The sequence below is a fragment of the Conexibacter sp. JCM 18997 genome (genome assembly GCF_055391915.1).
The window spans coordinates 347915-364561 of the sequence record NZ_AP043885.1; the positions used below are offsets into that span (position 1 = coordinate 347915).

Annotated in this window: 15 protein-coding genes; 12 read left to right on the forward strand and 3 right to left on the reverse strand. The window is 71.5% G+C overall.

The window, feature by feature from the left end:
• Positions 1 to 16: 16 nt before the first annotated feature.
• The 5 genes from ACZ5UI_RS01840 (at position 17) to ACZ5UI_RS01860 (ending at position 6335) form a co-directional block, all read left to right on the forward strand.
• Positions 17 to 1591, forward strand: a complete 1575-nt coding sequence (locus tag ACZ5UI_RS01840) for a sugar ABC transporter ATP-binding protein (protein WP_464193635.1) — start codon at positions 17 to 19, stop codon at positions 1589 to 1591.
• Positions 1591 to 3726 carry an ABC transporter permease gene (locus ACZ5UI_RS01845; RefSeq protein WP_464193637.1) on the forward strand — a complete coding sequence of 712 codons (2136 nt, stop codon included), beginning with the start codon at positions 1591 to 1593 and terminating at the stop codon, positions 3724 to 3726. Before ACZ5UI_RS01840 ends, ACZ5UI_RS01845 begins: the two co-directional genes overlap by 1 nt.
• Positions 3727 to 3766: 40 nt before the next feature.
• Positions 3767 to 5107, forward strand: coding sequence for a substrate-binding domain-containing protein (locus ACZ5UI_RS01850; protein ID WP_464193639.1), 1341 nt, complete (start codon positions 3767 to 3769; stop codon positions 5105 to 5107).
• A 90-nt stretch (positions 5108 to 5197) separates the two neighbouring features.
• Positions 5198 to 5644: a nuclear transport factor 2 family protein gene (locus tag ACZ5UI_RS01855; RefSeq protein ID WP_464193641.1), complete on the forward strand. Its 447-nt coding sequence runs from the start codon at positions 5198 to 5200 to the stop codon at positions 5642 to 5644.
• Between the two features lie 10 nt (positions 5645 to 5654).
• Entirely contained in the window at positions 5655 to 6335 is a 681-nt protein-coding gene (locus ACZ5UI_RS01860) for a hypothetical protein (RefSeq protein WP_464193643.1), read from the forward strand.
• Here ACZ5UI_RS01860 and ACZ5UI_RS01865 read toward each other — a convergent pair.
• The 3 genes from ACZ5UI_RS01865 to ACZ5UI_RS01875 are packed head-to-tail and all read right to left on the reverse strand — an operon-like array spanning position 6304 to position 8497.
• Complete coding sequence (locus tag ACZ5UI_RS01865; RefSeq protein ID WP_464193645.1) at positions 6304 to 6777, reverse strand: nuclear transport factor 2 family protein; 474 nt, start codon at positions 6775 to 6777, stop codon at positions 6304 to 6306. The two genes, ACZ5UI_RS01860 and ACZ5UI_RS01865, sit on opposite strands and share 32 nt — an antisense overlap.
• Positions 6774 to 7742, reverse strand: a complete 969-nt coding sequence (locus ACZ5UI_RS01870) for an SMP-30/gluconolactonase/LRE family protein (protein WP_464193647.1) — start codon at positions 7740 to 7742, stop codon at positions 6774 to 6776. The genes ACZ5UI_RS01865 and ACZ5UI_RS01870 overlap by 4 nt, the downstream gene beginning before the upstream one ends.
• Positions 7739 to 8497 (reverse strand): SDR family NAD(P)-dependent oxidoreductase, encoded by a 759-nt coding sequence (locus tag ACZ5UI_RS01875; protein ID WP_464193649.1) that lies wholly within the window; start codon positions 8495 to 8497, stop codon positions 7739 to 7741. The genes ACZ5UI_RS01870 and ACZ5UI_RS01875 overlap by 4 nt, the downstream gene beginning before the upstream one ends.
• 82 nt (positions 8498 to 8579) lie before the next feature.
• Between ACZ5UI_RS01875 and ACZ5UI_RS01880 the strand changes: the two genes are divergently transcribed.
• From ACZ5UI_RS01880 to ACZ5UI_RS01910, 7 genes are all read left to right on the forward strand, one after another.
• Positions 8580 to 10505: a flavin-containing monooxygenase gene (locus ACZ5UI_RS01880; RefSeq protein ID WP_464193651.1), complete on the forward strand. Its 1926-nt coding sequence runs from the start codon at positions 8580 to 8582 to the stop codon at positions 10503 to 10505.
• On the forward strand, positions 10505 to 11431 hold the full coding sequence (locus tag ACZ5UI_RS01885) for an alpha/beta hydrolase (RefSeq protein WP_464193653.1): 927 nt from the start codon (positions 10505 to 10507) through the stop codon (positions 11429 to 11431). The genes ACZ5UI_RS01880 and ACZ5UI_RS01885 overlap by 1 nt, the downstream gene beginning before the upstream one ends.
• 14 nt (positions 11432 to 11445) lie before the next feature.
• Positions 11446 to 12477: an aldo/keto reductase gene (locus tag ACZ5UI_RS01890; RefSeq protein WP_464193655.1), complete on the forward strand. Its 1032-nt coding sequence runs from the start codon at positions 11446 to 11448 to the stop codon at positions 12475 to 12477.
• Positions 12477 to 12857 (forward strand): gluconate 2-dehydrogenase subunit 3 family protein, encoded by a 381-nt coding sequence (locus tag ACZ5UI_RS01895; RefSeq protein WP_464193657.1) that lies wholly within the window; start codon positions 12477 to 12479, stop codon positions 12855 to 12857. Before ACZ5UI_RS01890 ends, ACZ5UI_RS01895 begins: the two co-directional genes overlap by 1 nt.
• Positions 12844 to 14505, forward strand: coding sequence for a GMC oxidoreductase (locus tag ACZ5UI_RS01900; RefSeq protein WP_464193659.1), 1662 nt, complete (start codon positions 12844 to 12846; stop codon positions 14503 to 14505). Before ACZ5UI_RS01895 ends, ACZ5UI_RS01900 begins: the two co-directional genes overlap by 14 nt.
• Positions 14506 to 14538: 33 nt before the next feature.
• Positions 14539 to 15441 carry a hypothetical protein gene (locus ACZ5UI_RS01905; protein WP_464193661.1) on the forward strand — a complete coding sequence of 301 codons (903 nt, stop codon included), beginning with the start codon at positions 14539 to 14541 and terminating at the stop codon, positions 15439 to 15441.
• 124 nt (positions 15442 to 15565) lie between these two features.
• Entirely contained in the window at positions 15566 to 16618 is a 1053-nt protein-coding gene (locus tag ACZ5UI_RS01910) for an HD-GYP domain-containing protein (protein WP_464193663.1), read from the forward strand.
• Positions 16619 to 16647 lie beyond the last annotated feature (29 nt).

The window sequence follows — 16647 nt, forward strand, 5'->3', positions numbered from 1 at the left end:
CGTTCGCGAGCGCGCAGTGAGCATCGCACGCACAGAGCAGATCAGCGATGGACCGGGCTCGGGCCAGGGTTCGTCGGCGCCCCTCCTGCGCGTCACCGACGTCGCCAAGGCGTTCGGTCCGACCCAGGCGGTGCGCGAGGCATCGTTCGAGCTGCACGCCGGGGAGGTCCTCGCGCTGGTCGGCGAGAACGGCTGCGGCAAGTCCACGATGGTCAAGATCCTCAGCGGCGTGCACCAGCCCGACGCCGGCGAGATCGAGCTCAACGGCGAGCCCGTCGGCACGCTCTCCACGCCCCAGCAGGCGCAGCGCCGCGGCCTCGTCACGGTCTTCCAGGAAGTGCTCGTCGCCGAGTCCTGCTCGGTGCTGGACAACGTGTGGCTCGGCATCGACGACACGTGGCGCACGCGCGTGCCCATGCGCGAGAAGCGCGCCCGCGCCCGCGAGGTGCTGACCGGCCTGCTCGGGCGCGAGATCGACCTCGGCCTGCCCGTCGAGGAGCTGTCGCTGTCGGACCGCCAGGCCTGCGGCATCGTCCGCGCGCTGCTGCGCGACCCCAAGATCCTGATCCTCGACGAGGCCACCTCCGCGCTGGACGTGGCCACGCGCGACCGCCTGTTCGAGATGGTCGGCGCGCTCTCGCGCCAGGGCGTCGGCGTGATCTTCATCACCCACCGCATGGACGAGATCGAGCGCATCGGCGACCGCATCACGGTCATGCGCTCGGGCATCACCGTCGGCGAGCTGGACCGCGGCCAGTGGACGACCCGCCAGCTCGTGCAGATGATGACCGGCGCCGACGCCTTGGGCAGCGAGGAGGCCGAGCGGCTGGAGTCGGCGGCCGAGCGCCGCGGCGACGTCGTGCTCAGCGTCCGCGGCCTGCGGCTGCGCCCCGACGGCGAGCCGATCGACCTCGAGGTGCGCGCCGGCGAGCTGATCGGCCTGGCCGGCCTGGAAGGCCAGGGCGGCAACACGTTCCTGGAGGCGCTGCGCGGCGGCGTGGTCACCGAGGGCGAGGTCATCCGCCACGTCGACGGGCAGGAGGCGGTCATCAAGTCGCCCTCGCACGCGGCCGACTACGACATCGCCTACGTGCCCCGCGAGCGGCGCGCCGACGCGGTCTTCAGCTGGATGTCGATCCGCGAGAACTTCGCGCTGCCCACGCTGTCGCGCGACTCGCGCTTCGGCTGGCTGCGCACGCGCTCCTCGCGCAAGCGCCTGGCCGCCTACAAGGACCGCCTGGGCATCGTGCTCGGCTCGCCCGAGAACTCGATCATGACCCTGTCGGGCGGCAACCAGCAGAAGGTGATCATCGCCCGCTGGCTGGCCTACGGCCCACGGGTGCTGCTGCTCAACGACCCGACCCGCGGCATCGACATCGGCGCCAAGCGCGACCTGTACGCGCTGTTCGGCGCGCTGGCCGCTGAGGGCCTGGCCGTGGTGATGCTGTCCACCGAGCTCGACGAGCACGTCGAGCTGATGGACCGCGTCCTGGTCTTCCGCGAGCACGAGCTGTTCAAGGAGTTCGAACGCACCGAGGTCACGCGCGAGCGCCTCGTGGCTGCGTTCTTCGGTGAGGAGAGCGAGGACTGATGACCGATCTGTCGATGCAGCCCGCCCTGGAGCCCCAGTCCGGCCTCCAGCGGGAGCCGGTCGCCGCGCGCTCGGCCAAGCAGAAGATGACCAGCATCGCCCAGCAGCACAGCTACGGCTTCGCCCTGGCGCTGATGGTCGTGCTGTTCGTCATCACGCTGCTGAAGAACGGCAACTTCGTCGTCTCCGACCAGCTCGGCATCGCCGCGCCGATGATCCTGGCCGCGATGGCCAGCGCGCCGTCGATCATCGGCAAGGGCTTCGACCTGTCGATCTCGCCGCTGCTGGTCTTCTGCGGCGCCGTGTACGTCGTGTGGCTGGCGCCCCACGGCCTGGGCGGGCCGGTGGCCATCCCGATCATCCTGGCCGTCGGCGCCGTCGCCGGCCTGATCACCGGCCTGATCATCACGGTGCTGCGCATCCAGGCCGTCGTGGTGACGCTGGGCATGTACTTCGCGCTGCAGGGCGTCAACCTGCTGGTCGCGCCCAACCCCGCGTCGGTCGAGGGCAAGGACCTGTGGATCTACCACCTGGCCGGCAAGGTCGGCCCGATCCCCGGGGCGTTCTTCACCATCGGCATCCCGCTGCTGATCTGGTACGGCCTCAAGCGGGTGCCGTTCCGCGGGCTGCTGTACGCCGTCGGCTCCAACGACGCCACGGCGTTCTCCAGCGGCGTCAACGTGACCGCGGTGCGGGTCGGCAGCTACGCGCTGGGCGGCCTGTTCGCCGGCTTCGGCGGCCTGGCCCTGACCGCGCTGGTGCGGTCCACCAACGCCTCCACCTCGACCCAGTACGCGCTGATCGCGATCGCCGCGGTGGTCCTGGGCGGCACGTCGCTGGCCGGTGGCCGCGGCGGGCTGATCGGCGTGGCCTTCGGCGCGTTCTCGATCTACCTGCTGCAGAACCTGCTCTCCAGCTTCGAGGTCAACCCGGCCTGGCTGCAGATCGTCTACGGCGCGATCCTGATCATCGCGGTGATCATCCAGGGCGCGCTCGTGCCCGAGGCGGGCATCGGCGGGCTGAAGGCCCGGCGCATGCCGGTCATCCACCGCCGACGGCGGCGCGGCTCGGGCACCGAGCTGGCCTCCTTGGACGTCGCTCCGGTCGGACCCGGCGACGCGGCCGTGACCGCGCCGGCGCCGACCGTCGCCAAGAACCCCGGCGCCGAGATGTGGGGCAAGCTGGTCGCCCTGCAGGAGCGGATCCCGCTCATCCAGATCGTCGCCCTGATCGCCGTCTTCGTGTTCGGCATGATCACGCTGCCCGGCCTGGGCTCGTGGGTGAGCATCCGCTCGATCCTCGTGCTCGCGGCCCTGATCGGCCTGGCCTCCTGCGGCCAGACACTGCTGATCCTGATGGGCGGCTTCGACCTGTCGGTGTCGGGCTTCATCGTGGCCGGCGGCCTGATGGTCACCGCGCTGGCCACCAAGTGGCACCTGGACTTCGCCACCGCGCTGGGCCTGGCGCTGCTGTTCTCGGCGCTGCTGGGCGGGTTCGCGGGCTACATCTGTCATCGCTTCCGGATCAACCCACTCGTGGTGACCCTGGCGATGGGGTCGATCGTCATCGGCCTGGTCAAGGTCAACATCGGCGAGCAGGCCAACGGCTATCCGACCCAGTGGATGCAGGACCTGGCCATGCCGGTGACCAAGACCTTCGGCATCGGGATCCCGCCGGCGGTGGCGATCTGGGCGCTGGTGATCGTCGTGTTCGGCCTGTTCCTGCATCGCACACGCTGGGGCCGCGACCTGTTCGCGACGGGCGCCAACCCGCGGGCGGCGGACAACGCGCTCATCAACACGCGTCGCGTGTGGATGGCGGCGTTCGCCTTCAGCGCGGTGGCGTCGGCCCTCGTCGGGATCCTGGTCGGCGGCTTCGCCGGTCAGGTGGTCGACACCGGCGGTGACGCCTACCTGTTCCAGAGCGTCGTCGCCGTGATCGTCGGCGGGACCATCTTCGGTGGCCCCGGCGACTACACCCGCACCGCGATCGGTGCGCTGTTCATCACCGTGCTGATCACCGTGCTCATCGGGCACGGCGCCAGCAAGGCCGTGGAGTTCATCGTCTACGGCGGGATCATCCTCGTGGCTGTCGCCATTTATGGCCGCGAGCGCAGACTTCGCGACCGCGTCTAAGCGGTCTCAGGAGACAACCATCAATGGAGGAGAGCAAGTGATGGAGAGTTCGACGTGGCGTCGGCTCAGGAGCTGGCCGACGCTGGTTGGCCTCGTGGCCGCGACGGCGCTGACGGTCACCGCCTGTGGCAGCAGCGACGACAGCAGCAGCGGCAGCGGGTCGGGCGGCACGCAGACGCAGTCGCTGAAGGAGATCAACGTCAAGCCGACTGGTGCCGCGAACGTCAAGGTCGGCACCGAGTGTGGTGACACGGTCCCCGTCGGTCCGAAGAACAAGGAAGGCGCCGCCTTCCAGTCGATGTCCACGCGCCTGCAGGACATCTACGGCAGCTACCCGGAGGAAGTCGTCGAGAGCCCCTGGGCCACGAAGAAGATCAACAAGAAGCCGCCGTGGAAGATCGGCTACATCACGATCGGCATCAGCAACCAGTACCAGAACAACGTCCTCAAGCAGCTGAAGGCGGAGTTCGCCGAGGCCAAGAAGAAGGGTCTGGTCGAGGGCGAGCTGGTCACCAACATCCCGCCGAGCCTGGCGCAGTCCACGCCGGAGAGCCAGATCGCGGCCATGAAGCAGATGGCCAGCCAGGGCGTCGACGCGATCATCGTCAACCCCGCTGACTCGGTCGCCGAGTCCGCGACGATGGAGCAGCTGGGCGAGGAGCAGGGGATCCCGATCATCCTGGCCGACGTCCCGCCGGCCCCGGGTTCGAAGTACCAGACGTCCACGTGGACGCAGAACCAGGTCGAGGCCGACGCCGGCACGCTCGGCATCATCGGCAAGGGCAACATCCTGATCGTCCGCGGCATCGCGGGCAACCAGAACGACAAGGTCCTCTACAACCAGAAGATCCAGGACCTGAAGAACTGCCCGGACATCAAGGTCGCCGCGACGCTCTACGGCAACTGGGACAACGGCACGACCAAGCAGGTCGTCTCGCAGTACCTGGCCTCGCATCCGGAGCCGGTCGACGGCGTCCTGCAGGACGGCGGCATGGCCGCGGGCATCATCCAGGCCTTCGAGTCGCGCGGCATCAAGGTGCCGCCGGTGGGCATGGAGCAGTGCTACGCGGGCGACCTGTCGTGGTGGCTGGACAAGCTGCCCGACTACAAGACCGTCGCTGGTTGCATCAACGGTCTGCAGGGCGGTTACGTGTACTTCAACTCCGCGCTGCGGATCCTGGCCGACAAGGGTCCCAAGTACAACCTCCTGTCGATGCCCGCCGTGGCCATCGACAACACGAACCTGAAGGCCTACGCACAGCCTGGCCTTCCGCTCACGTCCGACCTGGAGCTCCCGGGCCCCAAGACGGCGTGGTGTGACGACACGTGCCTGGACGAGTACTTCAACGAGCCCGGCCCGGCGGAAGCCCCCGCCTCGTAGTTCAGGAGTAGCAGCACGCTGGCACACAACACGGGCCCGGTTCGCTTCGGCGGCCGGGCCTGTCGTGTGCTCATGACAGGAGAGGACGCCATGGCAGAAGAGCTCGACGAGCTGCGCACCCGGGTGCGGGTGCTCGAGGACCGCGAGGAGATCCGCAACCTCCTGCAGGAGTACCGCCGCACGCTGGACGCGCGCGACATGCGGGCGTTCTGCGCGCTGTTCGCCGCGGACGGCACCTGGAGCGGCAAGTCCGGCCAGGGCACCGGGCCCGAGGGCATCTACGAGATGCTGGCCGGGAACCTGAAGGACAACCCGCCCGCGCCGGGACCGACCCTGTGGCACCTGATCACTGATCCGGCGATCACCGTCGACGGCGACCGGGCCACGGCCAGCAGCCTGTGGATGCACGTGCGCCGCGGCGACGGCGACAGCCCGCTGCTGCCCACGCTGGGCGGCTACGCCGACGAGCTGATCCGCGAGGACGGCCGCTGGCGCTTCTGGCGCCGCACCGTCAGCCCCCTGATCCCCGCCACCTGAGAGGCCGCTCATGCCCGACCACGTGCACTTCGTCTTCAGCCTCCCGCCCGACGGGGTCTCGCGGGAGGACTACGACGCCTTCTACGAGCGCCACCTCGACGAGATCGTGGCCGGCGACGGCTTCACCGGCGCGCGCCGCTACTGGCTGGACGCGGCCTCGCCCGAGCGCCCCAACGTCGAGTTCCCGCACCTGGCCATCTACCGCACCAACGGCCCGCCGTCAGGCGCGCTGGCCACGCTGGCCGCCCGCCAGGAGGCCGGCCAGATCACGCTGCCCGACTGGTTCGACGGCGTCCGCTTCCTGACCTACGACGGGCGCCCGCTGGAGGACGCCGAGCTGGCCTTTCCCGACGAGGCCTACGTCGTGCTCAGCCACGCGCCGACGCGCTTCAACACCGACGAGTTCTACGGCTGGTACTACGCCCACGCCCGCGAGAACCTCACCTCCGACGGCTTCGAGGCGCTGTGGCGCTACGCGCTGTCGCCGGTGCTCAGCGAGGACGACATCGCCGGCCGCGCCACACACGGCGCGGTGTACGAGTGCCACGGTCCGGTGGAGGAGTTGCGCGCGGCGCTGCGGGCCTCCGCGGCTGCCGGTCGGGTCGACATCCCCGCCTGGATGGGCGAGGGCGAGTTCTTCTCCTACCACGGGCGCGCCGCTAGTGCGGCGCGCGCATCGTCGCCGCGCTGAGCTCCTTGGAGGCGTCGGACATCGGTGGCGGGCCGGCCTGGAAGGGCACGACCACCTCGTCGCGGCGGGAGATCTTCCAGCGGCCGTCGACCTTGACCAGGGTGTCCACGTAGCGCGCGACGATCGTGTTCTCGTAGTTCTGGGCGATCCACACGACGTCCGTGCGCACGTCGGCCGACCGGCGGTCGGGGGCCAGGTCGATCACCGGCACGCCGCACATGTGCTTGCTGCCGTAGGTGGCGGGCAGGCAGTTGACCATGAACTCCCGGACCGCGGGCAGGCCGACGATCTCGGTGCCGTCGACCACCCACACGAGGTCGTCGGTCCACAGCTCGTCCCAGGCCGCCCAGTCGCGGTCGTCGAAGGCCATCGGGTAGCGGGCGATCAGGTCGCGGATGCGCTCGCGGTCCAGCAGCTCCTCCAGCAGCTCCTGCGTGCTCATCGGTTGTAGGGGAGCGGCGCCGGGCCGACGAGCGTCGGCAGCGCGTGCACCGTCGTGGTGGTCATCAGGAACAGCGTGCGGCCGTCCGCGCCGCCCCAGGTCAGGTTGCCGACGACCTCCGGGCAGGCGTAGCGGCCGATCAGCTCGCCCGCGGGATCGAAGATCCACAGGCCGCCCGGGCCGCTGGTCCACAGGTTGCCGTGCTCGTCGATCTTCATGCCGTCCAGCGAGCCCGCGTTGTGCAGCTCCGCGTGGCGCTCGGCCTCGGTCAGCCCGTCGTCCTCGGCGGGCGCCTGGTCCTGGCGGCGGCCGACGCCCTCGCAGAAGATCCGCCCGTTGGAGAGCGTCCCGTCGGCGGCCACGTCGAACACCTTGATGTGCGCGCGCGGCGTGTCGTTGACGTAGAGCAGCCGCTCGTCGACGGAGAAGCACAGGCCGTTGGGCTCGTCGAACTCGTCGGGCGCGACGATCAGCTCGGCCTCGCCGTTGCTCCCGGTGGGCGCCACGCGGTACAGCCCGCGACGGCCCAGCGTGCGGCTGCGCTCCTGGCCGATCCAGTCGTTCCAGCGCCCGTAGTCGGGGTCGGTGAAGTACAGGTAGCCGTCGGCGCCGCGCACGACGATGTCGTTGGGGCTGTTGAGGTACTCGCCGCCGTTGTGGAAGGCGAGCACGTCGCTGCCGCCGTCCTTGCGGTAGCGCACGACCTGGCTGGTCACCTGGTCACAGGCGATCACCTCGCCGTCCAGGTCGAGCACCAGCCCGTTGGCCTTGTAGCTGGGCGTGCGGTCGATCGTCATCCCGGCGTCCGCCGTCCACTTCCAGCGCACGTCGCCGGGGATGTCGCTGAAGTACAGGCACTGCTCGGCCGCGCTCCACACCGGCCCCTCGGTGAACTCATAGCCCTCGCCGAGCTTGGTCAGCGCGGCGTCGGGCGCGATCAGCGTGTCCAGCGTGATGGTGCTCATTGGGCGGTGAACCCTCCGTCGACGGACAGCACGGAGCCGGTCGAGAACGTCGACAGGTCGCCGGCCAGGTACAGGATCCCGTCGGCGATCTCGGCGGCGGTGGCCAACGGGCGCAGCGGATGGGGCTGGCGCACGGCGGCGTCGGCGAACGGATCCTCGCGGCGTTCCAGCGCGAACGTGTCCGACATCGGCGTGTCGACCGTGCCCGGGGCGATCGCGTTGATGCGGATGCCGATCGGGGCGTACTCGAGCGCGGCCGTGCGGGTCAGGCCGATCACCCCGTGCTTGGAGGCGACGTAGTGGGCCAGACCCGGGCCGCCGCGGAAGCCGGCGGCCGAGGCGGTGTTGACGATCACGCCGGACTGCTGCGCGTACATGTGGCGCAGCTCGGCGCGCATGCACAGCCACACGCCCTTGAGGTTCACGTCGAGCACGGCGTCCCAGTAGGACTCCTCGGCCTCGTGCAGCCAGGCCAGGCCGCCGGAGATGCCGGCGTTGTTGACGGCCACGTCGAGGCGCCCGTGTTGCTGGGCGATCGCGTCGATCGTCGCGTCGACGTCGGCGGCCGAGGTGACGTCCAGCTCGCGGGTCTGGACCCCGTCGACCTCCGCGGCCAGGCGGGCGAGCGTGTCCGGGTTGCGGTCCAGCGCCGTGACGCGCGCGCCCTCGCGGACGAACGCCTCGACGGCCGCGCGGCCGATGCCCGACGCGCCGCCGGTGACCACGACGACCTTGTCCTGCAGCCCGAGATCCATCGCTCTCTCCTCCTCGAATCCGGCACAAATATACGGCACGGAAATGCTATAGGATCGCCGGGAAGAGGAGGAGAGACCCGGAATGTCCCAGGATGTGACGCTGACCTCGGAGCTGCTCGAGGCCAGCGACGAGCAGATCGAGCGCGCGGTCGCCCACGCCGAGCCGATGGTGCTGCGCGGCCTGCTCCACCAGCTGACCGGCGACGCCGAGGTCGCGGCGACCCGCTGCACGGTCGATCCGACCGGCCTGCAGACCGCGATGATGGTGGCCGACGAGGCCGACGTGGCGATGCTCCGCCGCAAGGCGTCGGCGTTCCTGCGCGCGCACCGCGACGCCGGGGGCGGACCGGTGGAGATCGGCTCGCAGGAGCGACTGCACCGCAGCATCCCGCTGACGCTGGGCGGGGAGATCGACGACGCGGAGTTCGAGCTGTGGGTGGAGGAGCTGGCGCTCGACCCGTGGGCGCGCAGCCTGACCTGGCCCGAGGACGAGCGGCCCGCGGGGCTGGACGACTTCTCCGTGACGGTCATCGGGGCCGGCGTGGGCGGCCTGAACATCGCGCTGATGCTCAAGCGCGCCGGGATCCCGTTTCAGGTCTTCGAGAAGAACGCCGGCGTGGGCGGCACCTGGTGGGAGTCGCGCTATCCCGGCGCCCGCCTGGACACCCCGAGCCGCGGCTACACGCACATCTTCGGGGTCAACTACCCGTACCCGAGCCCGTTCTGCACCGGGCCGGAGAACCAGGCCTACTTCCAGTGGATCGCCGACACGTTCGAGCTCAACGACGACATCGCCTTCGAGACCGAGGTGCGCTCGCTGACCTGGCACGAGGACGCCGGGGAGTGGGAGGTCGTGGTCGACGGGCCCGAGGGCGCGCGGACGGTGCGCTCCAACGCGGTGTTCACGGCGGTCGGGTTCCTCAACCGCCCCAAGATCCCCGAGATCGAGGGGGCGGGCGACTTCCGCGGACCGTCGTGGCACACCTCACGCTGGCCTGAGGACGTCGACGTCGCCGGCCTGCGCGTGGCCACGATCGGCACCGGCTCCACGGGCTATCAGCTCGTACCGGCGCTGGCGGACATCGCCGCCCACGTCGTCGCGTTCCAGCGCACGCCCCAGTGGACGTTCGGCGTCCCCGGCTACCTGTCGTCCTTCCCCGAGGAGGTCGGCTGGCTGGACCGCAACCTGCCCTTCTACGCGAACTTCATGCGCGTGCGCGCGCTGTCGATCGGGCGCGCGTTCGGGCGGCTGACCACGATCGACCCCTCCTGGGAGGACCCGCACACGGTCAGCGCGCTCAACCAGGTCAGCCGCGAGGCCGCGCTCTCGTTCATGCACGGCAAGATCGCCGACCCGCAGCTGCGGGCGGTGATGACCCCGGTGCACCCGCCGTGGTCGGCCCGCGCGGTGCTGGTGGACGCCGACTACTGCATCCACGACGCGATCCAGCGCGACGACGTGACGCTGGTCACCAGCGGCATCCGGCGCATCACCGAGACAGGCATCGAGGACAACGACGGCGTGCATCACGAGGTCGACGTGATCGTCTACGCGACCGGCTTCCACGCCTCGGAGTACCTGTTCCCGATGGAGGTCACGGGCCGCGACGGGCAGACGCTGAGCGAGCTGTGGCGGGACGGGGGCGCCCGCGCGCACCGCTTCTGCATGTACCCGGGGTTCCCGAACCTGTGGTCGGTGTACGGGCCCAACTCCAACGGCGCGCTCGTGCCCGCCTCCTTCCACGAGCTGGTCACGCGCTACGGCATGACCTGCATCGAGCGGCTGGTCCGGGAGGACCGGCGGGCGATCGAGCCCCGGCGCGACGCCTACGACGCCTACAACGCCGAGGTCGACGCGCGCAACGAGCAGCGCGTGTGGAGCGACCTGCGGGCCCACAACTACTACCGCAACGAGCACGGGCGCTCGGCGGTCATGTGCCCGTTCGCGATCGAGGAGATCTTCGCCCTGCTGCGCCGGCCGCCGTTCGACGAGCTGGAGACCCGCTGATGGATCCCGAGGTCGTGGCCGGCATCATCGCCGACGGGCGCTTCGCGCTGGGCGAGCGGGGACCGGAGCCGTCGCTGGCGCTGCTGGGCGAGATGCGGGCCACCCCGCCCAAGACGCCCTACGACCCGGTGGCGCCCGCCGGTGTGGTGCGCGCGGAGCGGCGCGTCGGGGACGTGCCGGTGCGCATCTACCGGCGCGCCGTCCCGGTCGGCCCGGCGGTGCCCGCGATCGTGTGGATGCACGGCGGCGGGCTGATGCTGGGCACCTACGACTCCGACCAGCCGCAGCTGGACGCGCTGGTCGCGGCCACCGGCTGCGTGGCCGTGTCGGTCGACTACCGCCTGGCGCCCGAGGTGCCGTTCCCCGGCGCGCTGGACGACTGCTGGGCGGTGCTCTCGTTCGTGCGCGACAGCGCAGAGGCGCTGGGCGTCGATCCGGCCCGCCTGGCCGTGGGCGGGTCCAGCGCGGGCGCCGGCCTGGCCGCCGCGTGTGCGCTGCGGGCCCGCGACGAGGGGGTCGCGCTCGTCCACCAGCACCTGATCTACCCGATGCTCGACGACCGCCAGACGACCGTGTCCAGCCGGTGGGACCTGCTGGCCGTCTGGCCCCGCGAGCTGAACGCGTTCGCCTGGCGCTGCTACCTCGGGTCGCGGTCGGGCACCGATGACGTGCCCGCCTACGCGGCGCCGGCGCGGGCCGTGGACCTGGGCGGGGTGGCGCCGGCGTACCTGCACGTCGGCGGCCTGGACGGGTTCGTGCACGAGGACATCGACTACGCGGCGCGGCTGCTGGCCGCCGGCGTCGACGTCGAGCTGCACGTCCTGCCCGCGGTGCCGCACGGGTTCGAGCTGGTCGCCCCGGAGGCCGCCGTTTCCCGGCGCGCGAACGCCCTGTCCGACGCCGCCCTGGCGCGCGTCCTGTCCTGAGAGGAACCACCACCATGGAGCACCGTCAGCTCGGACGCACCGGCGTCTCGGTCAGCAAGCTGTGCCTCGGCGCGATGATGTTCGGCACGTGGGGCGGCTCGGACCACGACGAGTCGACCCGCATCATCCACGCCGCGCTGGATGCCGGGATCAACTTCATCGACACCGCCGACGTGTACTCGGCGGGGGACTCGGAGGTCGCGGTCGGCCGGGCGCTGCGCGACCGCCGCGACGCGGTCGTGCTGGCCACCAAGCTCGTGTTTCCCCTGGGCGACGACGCCGACCCCAATCGGCGGGGCGCGTCGCGCCGGTGGATCGTCGCCGCGGTCGAGGACTCGCTGCGGCGGCTGGGCACGGACCACATCGATCTCTACCAGGTGCATCGGCCCACGCCCGAGACCGACCTGGAGGAGACGCTCGGCGCGCTGACCGACCTGGTGCGGGCGGGGAAGGTCCGCTACGTCGGCCACTCGACCTATCCGGCGTCGCTGATCGTGGAGGCGCAGTGGGTGTCGCGCGACCGGCGGTTGGAGCGCTTCGTCACCGAGCAGCCGCCGTACTCGATCCTCAACCGCGGGATCGAGACCGAGGTGCTGCCGGTCTGCGCGCAGTACGGCATCGGCGTGATCCCGTGGAGCCCGCTGGCCGGCGGCTTCCTGTCCGGCCGCTACGGCCGCGACGGCGAGCAGCCCGGACCCGCCTCGCCCGCGCGCGCGCGACTGACCGACATCTTCGACCCGGCGCTGCCCGCCAACCAGCGCAAGATCGAGGCCGCGCAGGCGCTGGGCCGGCTGGCCGACGAGGCGGGCCTGACGCTGATCCAGCTGGCCATCGCGTTCGCGCTCAACCACCCGGCGGTGACCGCGCCGATCATCGGCCCGCGCACGATGGAGCATCTGGACAGCCAGCTCGCCGCCGCCGACGTCGTGCTGACCGAGGACGTGCTCGATCGGATCGACGAGATCGTGCCGCCCGGCGTGACCCTCAACGCCGCCGACGCCGGCCTGGAGAACCCGGCCCTGGAGCCCGCGGCGCGGCGCCGCTGATGCGGGAGATCCTGGAGGCGATCGCCGACCGGTTGATCCCGGCCGACGAGCACGGGCCCAGCGCGACCCAGGCCGGTGCGGTGACGTACATCGAGCGGGCGCTGGCGGGCCCGTACGCCGAACACGTCGACGCCTACGCCGTGGGGGTGGCGTCGCTGGACGGGTTCGCGGCGTTGTCGGCCGAGGCCCAGGACGAACGGCTGCGGGCGATCGAGGGCACGGCGTTCTTCGAGCTCGTGCGCGCGCACGTCTTCGAGGGCATGTTCGGCGACCCGTCCTACGGCGGCAACGTGGGGGAGGCGGGCTGGCGGCTGCTCGACTATCCCGGCCCGCGGCGCGCGTGGACCGCCGAGGAGCAGACGATCGATGTCCGGCGCTGACGTCGTCATCATCGGGCTGGGGGCCGCGGGCGGGGTGGCCGCCGACGTGCTCACCGCCGCGGGCGTCGAGGTCCTGGCCCTGGAGGCCGGGCCGCGGCTGGATCGCAGCGCGGCCCGGTTCGACGAGATCGCCAACGTCGCGCACGCGCGCCTGTCGGAGCCGAAGTCCAAGCACGAGGTGCCGACCTGGCGCTCGCACGACGGCCAGGAGGCCGGCCCGTCGCCCTACCCGATGATGATGGTCAACGCCGTGGGCGGCACGACGTTGCACTACGAGGGCCTGAGCATCCGCCTGGGACCGCACGCGTTCGAGAGCCGCAGCGCCACGATCGCCCGCTACGGGGCGGGCGCGATCCCGGCGGATGCGACGTTGGCCGACTGGCCGCTGCGCTACGCGGACCTGGAGGCGCACTACGACGCGATCGAGCACGCGATCGGCGTGGCCGGCGCGGCGGGGGCCAACGTGTTCGAGGGTCCGCGCAGCGGTCCGTTCCCGATGGGACCGCTGCGCTCCACGGGCTGGGCGGACCTGACCGCGGGCGCCGCGCGGGAGCTGGGCTGGCACCCGTACCCGGCGCCGGCCAGCCTGAACTCCGAGCCCTACGACGGGCGTCCGGCCTGCACGTTCTGCGGCTTCTGCATGCACAACGTGTGTCACAACGACGCCAAGGGCGCGGTCCATCTGAACGTGATCGCGCGGGCCGAGTCGACCGGCCTGCTGCGGATCGAGACCGGGGCGCGGGCGCTGGACATCGTCGCCTCGGCCGAGGGGCGCGTGACCGGGGTGCGCTACCTGGACGCGTCGGGCGCGGAGCGGTTCGCGTCGGCGAAGGCAGTCCTGCTGGCCGCCTACACGTTCGAGAACGTCCGCCTCCTGCTGCTCTCGCGGTCGACGGCGTTCCCCGACGGGCTGGGCAACAACCACGGCCAGGTCGGCCGCCACTTCATGGCCCACGTGTGCCCGTTCGTCTACGGCCTGTTTCCGGACCGGCGGCTGAACCTGTTCACCGGCGTCGGCTCGCAGGTCACCTGCCTGGACGACTTCGCCGGCGACAACTTCGACCATGACGGCCTCGGGTTCCTGGGCGGCGGGATGCTCACCGCCTTCAGCGAGTGCACGCCGGTGGCGTTCAGCAAGAACGTCGCGCCGCCGGGCCTGCCGCGCTGGGGCACGCCGTGGAAGGCTTGGATGGCCCGCAACGCGCAGTCGGTGGGTGCGGTGTACGCGCAGTTCGACGCGCTGCCCTACGAGCACAACGTGCTGGACCTCGATCCGCGCGTCACCGATCCGCTGGGCGTGCCCGTCGTGCGGGTGACCCATCGGCTGGGGGACAACGAGGAGCAGGCGATCGCCTTCTTCCGTCAGCGCCTGCACGAGTGGCTGCGCGCGGCGGGCGCGACGCAGACCTGGGACACCCCGCCGCACATCGAGGGCCGGCACGCGTTCGGCGGGACGCGCATGGGGGAAGACGTCGCGTCGTCCGTGGTCGATGGGTTCGGCTTCGCGCACGAGGCGCCGAACCTGGGCGTGCTGGGCGCCTCCACGTTCCCGTCCATGGGCGGGCACAACCCGACGCTCACGCTGCAGGCGCTGGCCCGGCGATCGGCGCTGCGGCTGGTCGACGACTGGGCGGCGATCACCGGCTGAATGACCGGGTGGCGCAGCGGGCATCACCGCGGCATGCGTCTCGGTCTCGGTGTGGTGTTGCTGGCTGTCTCCGCGTTGGCCGCCGGCTGCGGCGGCAGCGACGAGGGTGGCGGTTCGGGGTCCACGTCGGCTCCCGCTTCGACCGCGACGGCGACCGCGCCCGCGGTCGAGGATCAGGTGCGGGTCGCCGCCGAGCGCGTGTTCGCGACCGAGGACGCCGACGAGCTGTGCGGCCCGCTGGTCACGGCGCACTTCGTCGACGAGGTGTTCAAGGGCGACCAGCAGCTGTGCGTGAAGGCGCAGCGCAAGTCGCTGGCCGAGGATGACGACGACGGCACGACGAAGGTCACGGGCGTCGAGGTCAGCGGTCCACAGGCGATCGTGGCCGCCGAGGTCGTCGGCGGCAACGCCGCCGGCGTGACCGGCCACCTGGCGTTCGCGCGCGAGGGCGACGCGTGGAAGCTCGACGGCTACGAGATCGACTACCTGCGCAACGCGCTGGTCAAGTCGATGGAGTTCGCCGGCCAGGACGACGGCACGGGCATGTTCACCGAGCCCTCGCTGCAGCGCTGCATCATCGCCGACACCAAGGCGATGCCCGACGCGGACCTGCGCGAGTACATGTACTTCTTCCTGCGCCAGGACCGCAAGCACGCCATGGCGGTGGCCAACAAGCAGGCCGCGGGCTGCCCCGAGCAGCTCGTCACCTACGTGGCCAACCTGATCACCGACGCGCTCAGCGAGGACGGCAAGCGCAGCCCGGCGTTCATCAAGTGCGCCCGCCGCGAGTTCACCGCGCTGCTCGGGCTCACCGGCCTGGCCAAGAACGGCCTGAAGGGCAACGTCAACGACGCCGTCAGCGCCGCGTACCAAGCGCTGGCCAGCCAGGTCAACAAGACCTGCACCAAGGAGGAGAAGGCCGCGCAGGGCGCCTGACCGCTAGGTCGGGCTGGTACGCTTGTAACGGTTGCTACAAATCCGCCCTCGTGCGTGGGACGGAGCACAGCTGGTCGCCGCCCCGCGACCGGTGCACGCCCGATCACCCGAGGATGGAAGCGCGATGCCCGCAGAGATGCACGAGCCGACGGCCGCTGGCCGCGTCAGCGTGCTGGCCGAGCGTCTGGCCCAGAGCGGCACCCGCACGCCGGCGCGGATGGAAGCGGTCATCGGCCTGACCCGCACGGTCGCGCAGCGCAGCGGCCTGTCGCGGGCGGCGGTCGTCCAGGCCTGTGAGGTGGCCAGCCTGCAGGACGTCGGCCGCCTCGGTCTGCCCCCCGACGCGCTGACCGACGACGTCGAGCTGAGCGACAACGAGCGCTACTGGATCGGACAGGTCCCGGCGCTGGGCGAGAGCCTGGTCTGTGACGAGGTGGGCGACGCCGATCTCGGCGCGGCGGTGCGAGCCCAGCACGAGCGCTGGGATGCCACGGGCTATCCGGACCGGCTGGGCGGCGAGGCGATCCCGCAGGCCAGCCGGATCACGCACGTCTGCGAGGCCTACGTCGCGATGATCGCCGACCGGCCGTATCGCACGAGCATCAGCCCTGAGGCGGCGGTCGGCCTGCTGCAGATGGCGTCGGGCACGCAGTTCTGCCCCGCGTCGGCCCGGGTGCTGGTCGAGCTGCTCCAGGAGCCGCTGCCCGCCGAGCTCGACGCCGTGCCCGTGGCGATGAAGGCGATCGTGCCGCCGCGCGCGCCGCGACCGGCCCGCGATCGCTCGCGACGCATCGGCGGGCTGCAGACGCTGGCCATCGCCGCCGTGGGCGGCGCGATCGGCGCCGTCATCGCGCTGCCGCTCAAGGACGTCACCGCTCGGTGCCCGCCGGCCCAGGAGGGCCAGCTGATGTGCACGCTGCAGAAGGCCTGGGCCCCGGCCCTGACCACCGTCACGCTGTGCGCGTTCGCCGCCGTGGTGCTGTTCGGCCTGATCGCCGGTGCGCCGGCCGCCCTGCGCCGCTTCCGCGCCTGGCGCGGCGCGGCGGTGGCAGCGCCGCCCCCGTTCGAGCAGGACGCCCGGCTGGCCGCCGCCAGCTGGGGGCTGACGTACACCGACGTCGCCGGCCCGCTGCGCAAGCCGGTCTGGCACGACGAGCAGTCCGACGGCCCGCGGTGAGACGGGCGGCTGGGCGCGTGGACGCTGCG